Origin of the sequence: Streptodolium elevatio, from assembly GCF_040649515.1 — a bacterium.
In the GTDB taxonomy this organism is placed as follows: domain Bacteria; phylum Actinomycetota; class Actinomycetes; order Streptomycetales; family Streptomycetaceae; genus Yinghuangia; species Yinghuangia elevatio.
The window spans coordinates 1-12,929 of the sequence record NZ_JBEZFP010000083.1; the positions used below are offsets into that span (position 1 = coordinate 1).

Below are 12,929 nucleotides of genomic sequence, written 5' to 3' on the forward strand. Positions count from 1 at the left end.
GGTGCTGGACACGCTCGGCCGCCGCTGCACCCACCCGGCAGGGCGTATGAGCTGTAGCCGCGAACCTGGTGGACGCACCCACCGACACGGCACCGACGGACCGGACGACAACCGACCTGGTATCGACCCATCCGACACGCACCGACACGACATCCGTCCAGGAATGACGGGCAGCCGCCCGCCGTTCCGCCACCCGGAGCCACGGCCCGCCGCGAAGGCGGGCCGTGGCTCCGTTGCCGTGCCCGCTAGCGTTCCCCTTGCAGCTCCCACAGTTCGCGGAACAGCCCGGTCGCGCGCGGCATGGCCAACAGTTCGTCGCAGCAGCCGCGTTCGCGTACCCGGCCGTGCTCCATCACCACGATCTCGTCGGCCTTCGCGACATTGGCCAGGCGGTGCGTCACCAGCACCACCGCTCGGTCCGTCGCGAGCGTGCGCAGGCTCGCGAACAGGCGGTTCTCCGCCCGCGGATCCAGGGCGGACGTGGGTTCGTCGAGCACCAGCAGCCGCGCGTCGCGGTAGAACGCCCGTGCCAGGCCCACGCGTTGCCACTGTCCGCCGGACAATCCCGTGCCGTTCCAGTAGTCGGGCGCGAGCAGCGTACTGAGGCCGAACTTCAGCTCCGCGACCACCTGGTCCGTTCCGGAAGCCGCCAGCGCGGCCGACAGTTCCGGCTCGTGCTCGGACCGCAACTGACCGAGTGTCACGTTGTCGATCGCCTGGAGCGGCCAGCGGGCGATCTCCTGCGGTACGTAGCCGAGCCTCGCCCACAACTCGTGCGGATCGAGTTCGCGGACGTCGTGGCCGTCCCAGGTGACGCGGCCCTCGGTCGGCAGGTACAGCCCGCAGAGCAGCTTGGCCAGCGTGGACTTGCCCGAACCGTTCTCGCCGACCAGCGCGACGACCTTGCCGACCGGTACGTCCAGATCGATGCCGGCCACGGCCGCCCGGTCCTTGCCCGGGTACGTGAACCCGGCGCCCTCGGCGCGGAACGCCGACGGCTGCTTGAGCACCAGGGAACCGCGCCTCATGCGGTGCCCGCCGGCCTCCTTGAGGAAGAGGTCCCAATCGTCCAGGTAGAGCCCCACGCTGTAGAGCCGCGACCCCGAGGCGACGATGCCGCCGAGCGCGGTGCTGACGGTACGCAACCCGATCACCGCGGTACCCGCCGCGGCCACCGACATCCGGTCGGTCGCCAGCAGGAACACCACGGCGCCCCAGACGAGTCCGGCCGCCACACCACCCGCCGCCGCACCGAGGGTGCCTACCTTGGCGGTACGCCACGCGGCATCCTGCGTCACCTGCTGCACGCGGTCGGACGCGCGCTGGTAGCGGTCCAGCAGGAACGGCGCGATCGTGCTCGAACGCAGTTGGTCGGCCCAGTGCTTGTCCGAGATGTGCCAGCGCATCATGCCGAGGATGCGGCGCTCGTTGAGCGTGTCGATGGTCGTCTGGTACTCGATGCGCGCCGCGCGTACGGCCGCCAGCCCGCGCGGCACCGCACCGAGCAGCAGCAGGGGCAGCAGGACCGGGTGCAGCACGGTCAGCACCGTCGCCGCCGCGGCGAGCGACGCGCACGCCGCGATGACGTCCTGGGTCTGCGGGATCAGCCCGCGCATCGACTGCACGCCCCGATCGGCGCTGTCCCAGCGGTTGTTGAAGCCCGGGTGGTCGTACGCCACCAGTTCGGCGCGGGCGGAGGCGTCGAGGAGCAGCGTCTCGGCCTCCCGGGTCAGACGCGGGGTGACGCGCGCCGACAACGCGACGACCGCCACCCCGAGGAGGGCGCGCAGGCCCACGGCGGCGGCCAGCACGACCAGCGAGGGCGCGGCGTCGCGGAGGCGGTCGCCGATCTCGCCGGACGAGATGACGGCGGTGATCGTCGACGTCGTGGCGAGCAGGCCGAAGGCCTCCAGGATGCCCGCGAGGACCTGGCACACGAGCAGCGCGGCGGACGCCCGAGGGTCGGCGGCCCAGGCCAGGCGCAGGGCCTGGGCGATGAGGCGCGGCAGGCGTGCGGCCATCGCGCGCGTGGTGACCTGCCGCAGCGCCTCCTCGGTGTCGCCCGCGCTGCCCACGTAGCGCAGTTCCTGCCCGGACTCGCCTGCCCGGTCGGCGGGTTCGGGCGGATCCGCCTGGGACTCACGGGCGGCTTGGGCGGGGACGGCGGGGGAGGAGGGGACAGGCGTGGGCTGTGTCATGGGGACCTCCGGGGCGTGACGGGACGCCATGGTCGTCCTGGCACACGGGGTGACGGCAGGGCGTGCGGAGGCACACCGACGGCGCCCGGCCCCGACTCCTCTCGAACGTGCGCTCGACCATCCGGGCTTCCGCGGGGTCCTCGTCGGCACCGGGTTCGGGCGCGCCGCGCGCCGGGACCGCAGGTCCGGGGGCGCTCGGATCGGTAACTCGTGGGTTAACCGGGGTTGCCGACCTGGCCGTTGTTCGGGCCCTTGCGATCGAGGAGTCTTGAGACACAGAGAGCGGGGCGGAACGGACCGGAGCACACGGACCGCGGCCCCTGCCGGCAAGTCCCCACCCGACGCGCCTCCTTGAGGAGTTCACCATGGCTGCCTACGACCGCACCACCACCAACGCCATCACCGCGCCGACCGTCATCGGCACCACCGCCGCCCCCGCGCTCAGCGCGACCACCCGCGACTCCCTCGGCAAGTGGCTGACCGCGGGCGCCGTCACCAGCGGTGCGATGGCCGCCACGTACGTCGCCTTCAGCGCGTTCGTGATGCCGATGCTCGGGCGCAAGGACGACGCCGGGTTCGTCGACTCGATGCAGCGCATCAACGTCGTGATCGAGAACCCGGTGTTCTTCGCCGCGTTCTTCGGGGCGATGCTGGCCCCCGCCGTGGCGTGGTGGAAGCTGCGCAAGCGCGGTGGCGACCGCACCCTGCTCAAGTGGACGGCCGCCGCTTTCGCGCTCTACACCGCCGGGGTGCTCACCACGTCGGGCATCAACGTGCCGCTGAACGAGATGCTCGCGTCGAAGGGGGACGCGAACCCCTCGGGAGTCCGCGCCGACTTCGAGACCACCTGGAACGTCTGGAACGGGGTGCGGGCGGTGCTGTCCACGGCCGCCTTCGTCTGCGCCGTCAAGGCAGTTCGCCTGCACCGCCGCGTCATCGCGTTCCGCCGCGCGGGTCAGTAGTCCTTGAGGACGAGGGAGCCGATGATGTCCGCGGCCTCCTGGAAGTCGGGCACGGCGGTGTCGAGTTCGGTGTCGGCGCCCATCTCCGCGGCGGCCTGGGCCTCGACGCGGGCCTTGTTGGTGTACGCCAACTCCTGGTTCTGCGCCACGTACTTGCGCAGCGCCTCCTCGTACGCCGCGAACGCGACGACGTGGTCGCCCCCGGCCGCCTTCAGCTCGCCGGCCAGGATGTAGGCGGCGGCGATCGCCATCGTCGTGCCCTGGCCCGACAGCGGCGACGCGCAGTAGCCGGCGTCGCCGAGCAGCACCACGCGGCCGCGCGACCACGAGTCCATCTTGATCTGCGCCATCGAGTCCAGGTGGAAGTCCTCGGCGGTCCACATGTGTTCCAGCAGCCGCGGGATCTCCCAGCCCAGACCGCCCAGCCGTGCGGCGAGCAGGCGCTTCTGGGCCTCGGCGTCGCGGTGGTCGTACTCGATCGGCTCGGCGGACTCGAAGCCCAGGTAGACCCGGCACTCGGTGTTGCCGCGCACGCTCATGACCCCGCCGCCCCAAGTGCCGCCGGGCACCTGGTGGAAGACCTGCCAGCGATCCAGGCCCAGGAAGTTGGGGACGGTCCACACCGACAGGTACGTGCCCATGTGCCGGATGAAGTCCGACTCCGGGCCGAACACCAGCCGTCGCGTGTTGGAGTGCAGGCCGTCGGCGCCCACGACCAGGTGGAAGCGCCGCGGCGCATGGTTCCGGAAGGTGACCAGAACACCGTCTTCGTCCTCCTGAACCGCGGTGATCGAGTCCCCGAACAGGTACTCCACGCGGTCGTCCGCCGCCCCGGCCAGCACCTCGGACAGGTCGTCGCGCAGGATTTCGATGTCCTCGCTGTCGATGTCCCCGCCGGTGATGGTCCGTTCGGTCGTCCGGAACAGCTCGGTGCCGTCGCCGTCGACCATGGACATGCCGCGCATCTGCACTTGCCTTGCGCGCAGTCCGTCCAGGACGCCCATGCGTTCGGCGACCTCCAGCGCGGGACCGCGTACGTCGACCGCCTGGCCGCCGACCCGCATCCGCGGCGCAAGCTCCACCACGGTGACGTTGAACCCGTACCGGTCGAGCCAGTACGCCAGCGCCGGGCCGCCGATGCTCGCACCCGAGATCAGAATGTCGGTGTCGATGCCGAGGTTGCCGGTGGCGGTGTCCATGTTGCGCTCCTCTGATTCGTGTCGCGGCCGTTCGCCGCGTCGTGTTCAGAGCTTCGTTCGGCCCGCTGACCAGGCACTTACCGGCCGCTGACCACCCGCGGTGCGGGTCCGGTCAGTGCATGCGCCGCGGCCGGTGCCGCGTGGTTTCCGTGCCTAGGCGAGGGAGCCACCGGTTCGGGCGGCCGGGTATCGACTGTGGCGATTTGGCCACTTGCGACCCATTGGCCACTGCCGTCACGCGGCGGTAGGCTCCACGGGCCCACGCGCCGCAGCAACGGGAGGGCCACGCGCGTGTACAGAGCCTAGAGCGAGACCATGCCTGCTTGGCTGACGGCACGTCAGAGACGGTGCCGTGCCAGCCCATTGCCACGATGCAGCGACGCCGGAAGCGCTTGTGGGTAGCGCGGGGGTCGGAGGCGCAGAGCGAAGTCGCGTCCGTCCGGATCGGTGCAGGCACTCGCCCCAGAGCGGCGAGGGTCGTCGCAGGAGCCACAACCGACCGCCCACGAGGACTCATGACGACTTCCACACCCTTAACCGATGACCGCAATGCGTCGCCGCGCCCGCAGCGTCCGCCGCGTGCCGTCCGCATCCGCACACTGCTGATCCTGCTCGCCGTCGTCGTCACCGTCGCGCTGGGCGCGCAAGTGGCGTTCACCGCCGTGCGGTTGCTCGAGCAAGCAGACAACATTCGGGACGACTCGGTCACGGGTGAGAAGGCCGGCCTCCCCAGCTACATGGTGATGGAGCAGATACAGGCGGAGCGGCGCCTCACCGCCGCCCGGCTCGGCGGCACCCCCGTCTCGCAGGAGGAGATGGAGAAGCAGCGCGCGGCCACCGACAAGGTCGAGGCGGACTTCATGCGCCTGTCGGGTCCGGAACTCCCGGCATCCGACCGGTTCGTCTACGACTACGTCGTCATGGTGAAGGACAAGCTCGTCGGCCTCGACGAACACCGCCGCCTGGCCGACACCCGCGCCGGCGACCCGCAGAAGGTTCTGGACTACTACAACGGCGTCATCGACCAGATGATCCGGCTGTACCAGGAGATGTCCAACATGGACGACGGGCCGCTCACGTACGAGACGCGCCCGCTGGTCGGCCTGATGCACGCTTTCGAGGCACTCTCGCGCGAGGACGCGCTGATCGCCCTCTCGGGCCCCGCGCGGAAGCTCACCGACGCGCAGTACGCCGACTTCGCGCACAACGTCGGCGTGCAGCGGTTCATCTACGGCACCTGGGTCGCGCCGTACCTCCCGGCCAAGGACAAGGCCGTCTACGACGGGCTGCTCGCGAACCCCGCGTGGACGACCAAGACGAAGATCGAGGACTCCGTCCTCGCCAACCACACCCCGGTCGCCACCGGCGGTGTCCTCCTGCCGACGGATGTCCAGCAGTGGCAGGCCACCCGCGAGCAACTCGCGGGCCAGCTCACCGGACTCAACGTCGGCCGCGTCATCGGACTGCTGGACAACACCTTCCAGAAGTCCAGCGACCTGCGCCGCAGCGCGTGGTGGCTGGTCGCCGGCAGCGCCGCCGCGGTGCTGTTCATCGTCGGCGTCGTCCTCATGACGATCCGCACCGTCATCCGCCGCACCAACAAGCTCCGCGGCCATGCGCTCGCCCTCGCCGAGGACGAGCTGCCCGACATCATCGGCTCGCTCCAGCGCGGCGCCTCCGTCGACACCTCCGGCCTGCCCAGGCCCACCGGCGCCAAGGACGAGATCGGGCAGATCGGCGACGCCGTGGCCACCCTGGCCCGGCAGGCCGCCGACGGCGCCGAGCTGGTGTACCGCGAACGGCAGGGCTTCGAGCGGTTCGCCGAAGGCGTCACCGGGCGCTCCGTCGTCCTGGTCGGGGTACAGCTGCGGCTGCTCGAGGACCTGATGCGGCTGCACGACCAGGACCCCGAACTCACCTCGCGGCTCTACGGTCTCGACCACCAGACGGTACGGCTGCGCCGCCAGATCGAGAACCTCCAGGTGCTGTCGGGCGGCGTCATCAGCAACCCGCACGACGCCCCGGCGCACATCGCCAACCTGCTCATGGACGCGGCCGGCGAGGCCGCGGGCCACGAACGCGTGGAGAAGCACTTCCTCGCCGACGCCCGGGTCATCCCGTCGGCCGCCAGCGAGCTCACCCACGTCCTCGCCGAGCTGATCGAGAACGCGGCGCGCTACTCGCCCCCCGACTACAAGGTCGTCGTGCGCGCCCAGGCCGCGGTGCACGGCGTCACGGTCGAGGTCGAGGACCGCGGCATGGGCCTCAGCCAGGAGCAGTACGACCAGCTCAACGAGCGCCTCGGCCAGGTTCCGCTGTACGCCGAGATGGCCGACAACGCCTCCCAGCTCGGTCTGTTCGTGGTCGGTCGACTGGCCGCCCGCCTCGGCCTGGACGTCACCCTGCGCCGCTCGGTGTACGGCGGCACCGCTGCGGTGGTCCTCGTCCCGCGCAGCCTGCTCGCGAGCCGCACCGACCACGGCCAGGTCTCCCCGCCGTACGAGGGCACGGATCCGTGGTCGGCCCCCGAGCTCCGCCCGCATCCCGAGTCCGACCGGCCCGCGGGGGCCGCCGAGCCGCTGCCGATCCGGCAGGGGGCGGCGCCGGTCCGGGCGGTCGCTTCGGCGGCGGCTCCGCCGGCGCTGCCCGCACCACGGCAGCTCGCGGGGACGGCCACCGGGAGCGGCACGTACCAGCTGCCGCCCGCCGAGGAACTCGACGTCGATCCGCTGCCCAAGCGCTCGCGCGGCGAACACCTGGCCGCGCAACTGCGCGACGACACCGGGGGAGTTCCGCAGGTTCCGTACGACCCGGACTCCCCCGAAGCGGCACGCGACATGTACCGCGGGCTCCAGGCTGCGTTCGACCAGGCCGAGCAGCCCGGCCAGTTCAACGAGGCAGGACGTGCCGAGGACGACCCGGCGACGCCATAGGGAACGGGATAAACCATGTTCAGGGAAGACCCTCTTACCAGCAACCCGTTCGACGAGCAGGTCTACCGGATGCTGCACGCGAACCTGGCCGACGTCCCCGAACTGCTCGGCGCCGTCCTGCTGTCCGACGACGGCCTGCCCAAGTCGGCGTTCGGGTTCGACCGGGAGACGGTCGAGCACCTGGCCGCGGCCGGCACGGGCTACGCGAGCCTGGGCCGCGGGCTGGCGACGAGCATCGAGGGCGGCCCACTGCTGCACAGCGTCGTCAAGATGGTCGATCGCACGCTCATCATCACCAACTGCGGTGAGGGCAGCACCATCGTGGTCGTCACCGGGGCCAGGGCGGACATGGGCGCCGTCATGTACGAGGTGCTCCGGGTCGCCAAGGCGGTCGGTGACTTCATGGGTACCAAGCCTCGAGCGAACGTACGCGCGACGTGACGGGGCGGCACCGCGGAGACCTGCCCGGGAGGCGTACCCGGCCGTTCGCCCTCACCGGCGGCCACGTCCAGTCGTCCTCGTCCACGCGGATCACCATGAACTCGCTGGTGGCCGCGGCCGTGCCGGAAGACGCGGTGGGCGCGCTGCCCGACGAGTGGCGGGCGGTGCTGGCCATCTGCCACGGCGCCCCCGCCCGCACCGTGATCGTCACGGAACTGGCCGCCCGCCTCCACATGTTCGTGACCCCGCTGACCGTGATGCTCGGCGAACTGCTGGGCCAGGGGCTGATCACCCATCAGCCCGCGGTGAGCGGGGCCGACGCGACCAACATCCGCCTCCTCTACCGAGTCAGGGATGGCCTTGCCCGCAAGCTATGACCCCGCCCCGATACCCGCGGTGCAGCAGATCAAGATCCTGATCGCCGGGGGCTTCGGCGTCGGGAAGACCACGTTCGTCAGCACGGTCAGCGAGATCCGCCCGCTCCGGACGGAGGAGCGGCTGACCGCCGAGGGCGTCGGGGTGGACGACCTGAACGGCATCGAGAACAAGACCGCGACCACGGTCGCCATGGACTTCGGCCGGATCACCCTGGACGACTCGGTGGTCTACCTGTTCGGCACGCCCGGCCAGGAGCGCTTCTGGTTCATGTGGGACGACCTGCTGCGCGGCGCTTTCGGCGCCGTGGTCCTGGTCGACACGCGCCGCCTGGACCACAGCTTCGCCGCCGTGGACTTCTTCGAGAAGCGCGGTACCCCGTTCGTGGTGGGGGCGAACTGCTTCGACGGCAGGCAGACGCATTCGCCGGACGTCATTCGCGACGCCTTGGACCTCGCCGACCCCACCGTGCCGGTGCTGATGCTCGACGCCCGTGAACGGGCGTCGGCGCGCGACGTCATGTTGTCCCTGATGGACCGTCTGATCGCGCGCGCCGACGCAGCCGCAGTGTGAAAGGAATCGCAGTGACCGAATCCGCCATATCCCAGCCGGTCTCCGGCCCTTCGTCGCCGCTCGACCTGTTCGGCGACGAGGTGCTGGCCGACCCGTACCCGGCGTACGCCGAACTCCGGGCCCTCGGGCCCGCGGTGTACGCGGAGCGCCTCAACGCGTGGGTGCTGCCGCGGTACGACTCCGTCAAGGCCGCGCTGCTCGACCCCGAGACGTTCTCGAGTGTGAACGGGCTGCACCTGAACCCCGAGGGCAACCAGTGGGTGACCGCGGGCTCGGTGCTCGCCGCCGACGGCCTGGAGCACGCGCGCCTGCGCCGCGTACTGTCCAAGCAGCTCGCTCCGCGCGCGATCCGCGACCTCGCGGACAGCCTGCGCGCCCGGGCGGACGAGCTGGTCGTGTCGCTGGCCGACCGGGACTCGTTCGACGCGGTGACCGACCTGGCGGCGCCGTACGTCACCGGCGTCATCCTCGAACTGATGGGCCTGCCGCACGTGGACGGCAGCGGGCTGGTCAAGCAGGTCGAGTCGGTGTTCGACACCTTCGCGGCGCCGAACCCGCGGGTGTACGCGGGGCTTCCGGCCGCCCAGGCGATGTTCGAGTTCCTGCAGACGGTCGCGACGCGCGACAACGTGAGCCCGGACAGCTGGCTGGGCGCCGCACACGCCGCCGCCGACCGAGGCGAGATCGCCGAGATCGAGTGCGTCATGACGATGGCCGCCTACACGACCGCCGGGATGGACACCACCATCCACGCGATCGCCACGGCCGTGCAGATGCTGACCTCGGACCGCGAGCAGTGGGAGCTGGTGCGGGACGGCAAGGTGCCGTACGAGGCGCTCTTCGGCGAGACCCTCCGCTACGAGGCGCCCATCCAGGGCTTCGGTCGGCGCGTCATGCGCGAGACGACCGTCGGGGACGCGACCATCCCCGAAGGGGCCCAGGTCTGGCTGATGTTCGGCTCCTCGGGCCGCGACGAGGCCAAGTGGGGAGCGGACGCCGACGTCTTCGACGTCCGGCGCCCGGATGCCGCGGACCACCTCGCGCTCGGGTTCGGCACGCACCTGTGCGCCGGCAACCACCTTGCGCTGATGGAGTTCGACGCCGTCTTCGGCGCCCTGGCCCGGCACTTCCCCGGCCTCGCCCCGGACCCGGCCGCGCCGCCGACCCGGGTGCTCAACAACGTGCTGCGCATCTGGGACCGCGTGAACGTCCTCACGCGCCCCTGACCAGCCTGGCCCGGCCGGTGTCCTGGGAACCTCGGGGTTCGCGGGGCACCGGCAGGGCTCTGCCCGGCGGCGACCGGAACACGATCTCCCGCAGGGTCCGGGCCCCCGCGCGGTCGAGCAGTACCGCGGACGCCCAGCCGGGCGGCGGTGCCGAGGCGGCGAGCAGCCGGTCCAGCGAGCGCTGGGCCACGGCCCGGTGCCGGGCGAACTCCCTTGTGGAGACGCTGCGTCCACGTGCGTGCTGGCCGCCGCGCGCTGCCTGCGCGTCGGCGTCGAGGAACAGCAGGTGCACGTGCCGCTGCTGGCGCCGGGCGGTACGCCGGACCCAGGACCGCACCAGCGGCACCGTTCCGCAATCGTGGATCACCAGCGGTCCGGAGGCCCGTAACTCGGCCATCAGCCGCAGGTAGTGCGTGGAGCGTACGAGCGGGCGGAACACCGAGTAGGGAAGCCACGGCGGCAGCCGGTCCTGGTAACTCTCCCGTACGTGCTGGGAGTCGATCAGCGGAGCCTGTGCGCAGCGGGCCATCAGCGTGCTCTTGCCCGCGCCCGGGAGCCCGGAGACCACGACGAGGTCGGTCGGGCCGTAGCGCAGAGCCGCCGGCACCGGCCGCCCGCGCAGGTCGTGCAGGCCGTCCGGCCGCAGGGCGGTGGCGCGTGCGGGCCCGGTGTCTTCGCGCACGCCCACTCCTTCGGTTCGACGAGCGGCCCGGCCCGGGGCCGCGTGGCGGCAGCGTGCCGCGAATCCGTATCGAACCTCTCATGATGGCAGGTCGGTTCGCGAGCGAGTGCGTCGAACGCGCGTGCCCGCTCGGATGTTCGGCCGGTCCGACGAACCGGAGGATTCCGTGGCGCCGCCTGCACGTAGAAGCCCCGGGGCCGACGCGCGATCGCACGTCGGCCCCGGGGCTTCAGGTGAGCTGCGGAGGATGCGCCCGGTTACGCCAGGTTCGCAGGGGTGCCGTCGGGTCGCATGTCGACGAGCTTCCCCGCGATTCCCTGGTCCTGGAAGGCCTTCACGAGGGACGCCATGTCCTCGGAGTAGATGTTCCAGCTGTCGGTGTGCACCGCGACCACCTTGCGGGGGTCGAGGTCCTTCGCGACCAAGGCGGCGTTCTGCGAGGTGAGGGTGAGCGGGGCGTTGTCGAGGATGGCCGGCGTACGCGCGGCGCCCGCGAAGACGACGGCCGTGTCGACGGGCCCGATCTCCCGCTTGACGCGGTCGCCGACCTCCTTGGCCACCTTGACCGATGCGTTGTCGCCGGAGATGTACGTGGTCGGTACGCCCTGACCGCTGAGCACGAACCCGGTGACCTCCCCGTCCTCGCCGCGGTCCACTCCGTCGGGACCGTGCAGGGCCGGCACCGCGGTCACCTTGACGGTGCCCTTGGGGGTCCTCAGTTCCGTCGACGTCCAACTGGCCATGCCCGTGACGTGATCGCCGAGGCGCTTGTGCGCGCCGGGCGTGGACAGCACGACCGGGACTTTCTTGAGGAGTTCGCGGCCCGCGTCGTCGAGGTTGTCGTCGTGCTGGTCGTGGGAGAGCAGTACGGCGTCGATCCGGCCGATGCCGTCGGTGCCGAACGCGGGTGGCTGCGTCTTCTCCAGGCCGCTCTTGTACTTCTTCGGCTGGTCGAAGGTCGGGTCGATCAGGAACCGTGCGCCGGCGACCTCCAGGATCGTGGTCGGCCCGCCTATGTGCGTGACGGTGAACGCCTCGGCGGCCGCGGACGGGGTGCCGGAGTTCGGCGTAGCGGAGGCAGCGGAGGCGGCGGCGGACCCGCCCGTCGGCGAGGCGGACGGTGTGCCCGCTGTGGTGGTGGCAGGGTCGCCGTCGGCGTTGGCCTCACCTCCGCAGGCGGCGAGGAGGGTCGCGCTCGCGGCTACCGCGACGGTGGTCGAAGCGGCGCGGAGGAACGTCGATCGGCTCATGGGAAGTACCAGCTCTCTCGCTGCGAAAGGTCGACAGGCAGGGGACGCGTGCTCCCTCGCCTGTGATCAACGCTAACACAACTCGTAATCACTGCTTACGTAAGCTCGCGTGTTCCTTCCTTCGTCACCGATCTGTGCAGGTCAGATGTGTTAACGCTGATATCGTGCAAGGCATGGCGACGGCACGAGAGCGCATCCTGACGGCCACCGCGGAACTCCTGGCCACCAAAGACGCGCTGGCGATCTCGACCCGGGCCATCTGCGACCGGGCCGGCGTCGGCATGCCCGAGATCTACCGCCAGTTCGGCGACAAGCAGGGGCTGCTCACCGCCGTCGCGGACACCGGATTCGAGCGCTTCCTCGCCAACAAGCGGCGCAACCCGCTGACCGACGACCCGGTGGCGGACCTGCGTACGGCCTGGGACAGCCACGTCGCGTTCGCGCTCGGCAACCCGCACTTGTACCGGCTGATGTTCACGCCCACCGGGGAGGCCAAGCCGCAGGCGATCAAGGAGGCGCAGGCCCTGCTCCTCGCCGCGGTGCGGCGCTGCCAGGACATCGGACGCCTGCGCAGGCCGCCGGAGTTGGCCGCCCAGTCGATACTGTCCGCCAACGTGGGCGTGTGCCTGATGGCCCTGTCGTTCCCCGAACTGTTCGGCTCCCTGGACATCTCGCAGTCCGTGCGCGACGCGGTGATCGGCAAGGTGACCGGCGACGAGCAGGAGGACGCGCGGATCGGTACGGCGACCGTTCTCGCCCAGGCACTGGTCGGCACTCTCACCGCGACCGCTCCCGCGGACCCGGACGCGGTCGACCGGCTCGCGCGGGGGCAGGCGCGGCAGGCGCGTTAACGCCTGGGGGTCACCCATTCCTTCGGATCGCCGTCCGGCTGCCCGGTGGTACCGCCGCTGATCTCCTGGAAACCGGCGAGGCGGTTCCGGACCGAGTCGGCGACGTAGTCCTCGACCGAGGCCGCGAGGCCGAGGCCGATCAGTCCGCGGACCCGGTCGGCGGCCGCGGGCGACAGGCGGACGGCCACTTCCACTGCCCCGTCCGAAATTGCTTCACTGCTCATTCTGCCGACATTAGC

General features: G+C 71.1%; 12 protein-coding genes. 7 read left to right on the forward strand and 5 right to left on the reverse strand.

All coding sequences use genetic code 11. From position 1 onward, the window contains the following. Positions 1 to 245 precede the first annotated feature (245 nt). The gene (locus tag AB0C36_RS27435) at positions 246 to 2,198 is read right to left on the reverse strand and encodes an ATP-binding cassette domain-containing protein (RefSeq protein WP_358358842.1); all 1,953 of its coding nucleotides are present in this window, start codon (positions 2,196 to 2,198) and stop codon (positions 246 to 248) included. 365 nt (positions 2,199 to 2,563) lie between these two features. Here AB0C36_RS27435 and AB0C36_RS27440 point away from each other — a divergent pair, with 365 nt between their 5' ends. Continuing rightward, positions 2,564 to 3,160: an anthrone oxygenase family protein gene (locus tag AB0C36_RS27440; protein ID WP_358358844.1), complete on the forward strand. Its 597-nt coding sequence runs from the start codon at positions 2,564 to 2,566 to the stop codon at positions 3,158 to 3,160. Here the strand turns inward: AB0C36_RS27440 and AB0C36_RS27445 are convergent. Further along, entirely contained in the window at positions 3,154 to 4,359 is a 1,206-nt protein-coding gene (locus tag AB0C36_RS27445) for an FAD-dependent monooxygenase (RefSeq protein WP_358358847.1), read from the reverse strand. The two genes, AB0C36_RS27440 and AB0C36_RS27445, sit on opposite strands and share 7 nt — an antisense overlap. A gap of 515 nt (positions 4,360 to 4,874) precedes the next feature. On the opposite strand from AB0C36_RS27445, the gene AB0C36_RS27450 reads away from it, so the two are divergent. Genes AB0C36_RS27450 through AB0C36_RS27470 form a run of 5 tightly spaced genes read left to right on the forward strand, consistent with a single transcriptional unit; the run spans position 4,875 to position 9,907 of the window. Then, complete coding sequence (locus AB0C36_RS27450; protein WP_358358850.1) at positions 4,875 to 7,292, forward strand: nitrate- and nitrite sensing domain-containing protein; 2,418 nt, start codon at positions 4,875 to 4,877, stop codon at positions 7,290 to 7,292. A gap of 15 nt (positions 7,293 to 7,307) precedes the next feature. Then, positions 7,308 to 7,733, forward strand: coding sequence for a roadblock/LC7 domain-containing protein (locus AB0C36_RS27455; protein WP_358358852.1), 426 nt, complete (start codon positions 7,308 to 7,310; stop codon positions 7,731 to 7,733). Next, positions 7,730 to 8,110, forward strand: coding sequence for a DUF742 domain-containing protein (locus AB0C36_RS27460; RefSeq protein ID WP_358358854.1), 381 nt, complete (start codon positions 7,730 to 7,732; stop codon positions 8,108 to 8,110). The genes AB0C36_RS27455 and AB0C36_RS27460 overlap by 4 nt, the downstream gene beginning before the upstream one ends. Then, positions 8,088 to 8,681, forward strand: a complete 594-nt coding sequence (locus AB0C36_RS27465; protein ID WP_358358857.1) for a GTP-binding protein — start codon at positions 8,088 to 8,090, stop codon at positions 8,679 to 8,681. The genes AB0C36_RS27460 and AB0C36_RS27465 overlap by 23 nt, the downstream gene beginning before the upstream one ends. 11 nt (positions 8,682 to 8,692) lie before the next feature. Further along, positions 8,693 to 9,907, forward strand: coding sequence for a cytochrome P450 (locus tag AB0C36_RS27470; protein WP_358358860.1), 1,215 nt, complete (start codon positions 8,693 to 8,695; stop codon positions 9,905 to 9,907). Here the strand turns inward: AB0C36_RS27470 and AB0C36_RS27475 are convergent. Next, complete coding sequence (locus AB0C36_RS27475) at positions 9,894 to 10,589, reverse strand: P-loop nucleotide/nucleoside kinase family protein (RefSeq protein WP_358358863.1); 696 nt, start codon at positions 10,587 to 10,589, stop codon at positions 9,894 to 9,896. The two genes, AB0C36_RS27470 and AB0C36_RS27475, sit on opposite strands and share 14 nt — an antisense overlap. A gap of 257 nt (positions 10,590 to 10,846) precedes the next feature. Continuing rightward, complete coding sequence (locus AB0C36_RS27480; RefSeq protein WP_358358866.1) at positions 10,847 to 11,839, reverse strand: MBL fold metallo-hydrolase; 993 nt, start codon at positions 11,837 to 11,839, stop codon at positions 10,847 to 10,849. Positions 11,840 to 12,012: 173 nt separating this feature from the next. Here AB0C36_RS27480 and AB0C36_RS27485 point away from each other — a divergent pair, with 173 nt between their 5' ends. After that, the gene (locus AB0C36_RS27485) at positions 12,013 to 12,690 is read left to right on the forward strand and encodes a TetR/AcrR family transcriptional regulator (protein ID WP_358358869.1); all 678 of its coding nucleotides are present in this window, start codon (positions 12,013 to 12,015) and stop codon (positions 12,688 to 12,690) included. Here the strand turns inward: AB0C36_RS27485 and AB0C36_RS27490 are convergent. Further along, positions 12,687 to 12,914, reverse strand: a complete 228-nt coding sequence (locus AB0C36_RS27490; RefSeq protein WP_358358871.1) for a hypothetical protein — start codon at positions 12,912 to 12,914, stop codon at positions 12,687 to 12,689. The genes AB0C36_RS27485 and AB0C36_RS27490 overlap by 4 nt on opposite strands. Positions 12,915 to 12,929: the final 15 nt, after the last annotated feature.

What these genes read in the sequence shown, in the direction of transcription:
- AB0C36_RS27435 (WP_358358842.1), bottom strand. Translation starts at nt 2,198, where the DNA reads ATGACACAGCCCACGCCTGTCCCCTCCTCCCCCGCCGTCCCCGCCCAA.
- AB0C36_RS27440 (WP_358358844.1), top strand. Translation starts at nt 2,564, where the DNA reads ATGGCTGCCTACGACCGCACCACCACCAACGCCATCACCGCGCCGACC.
- AB0C36_RS27485 (WP_358358869.1), top strand. Translation starts at nt 12,013, where the DNA reads ATGGCGACGGCACGAGAGCGCATCCTGACGGCCACCGCGGAACTCCTG.
- AB0C36_RS27480 (WP_358358866.1), bottom strand. Translation starts at nt 11,839, where the DNA reads ATGAGCCGATCGACGTTCCTCCGCGCCGCTTCGACCACCGTCGCGGTA.
- AB0C36_RS27445 (WP_358358847.1), bottom strand. Translation starts at nt 4,359, where the DNA reads ATGGACACCGCCACCGGCAACCTCGGCATCGACACCGACATTCTGATC.
- AB0C36_RS27465 (WP_358358857.1), top strand. Translation starts at nt 8,088, where the DNA reads ATGGCCTTGCCCGCAAGCTATGACCCCGCCCCGATACCCGCGGTGCAG.
- AB0C36_RS27490 (WP_358358871.1), bottom strand. Translation starts at nt 12,914, where the DNA reads ATGAGCAGTGAAGCAATTTCGGACGGGGCAGTGGAAGTGGCCGTCCGC.
- AB0C36_RS27450 (WP_358358850.1), top strand. Translation starts at nt 4,875, where the DNA reads ATGACGACTTCCACACCCTTAACCGATGACCGCAATGCGTCGCCGCGC.
- AB0C36_RS27455 (WP_358358852.1), top strand. Translation starts at nt 7,308, where the DNA reads ATGTTCAGGGAAGACCCTCTTACCAGCAACCCGTTCGACGAGCAGGTC.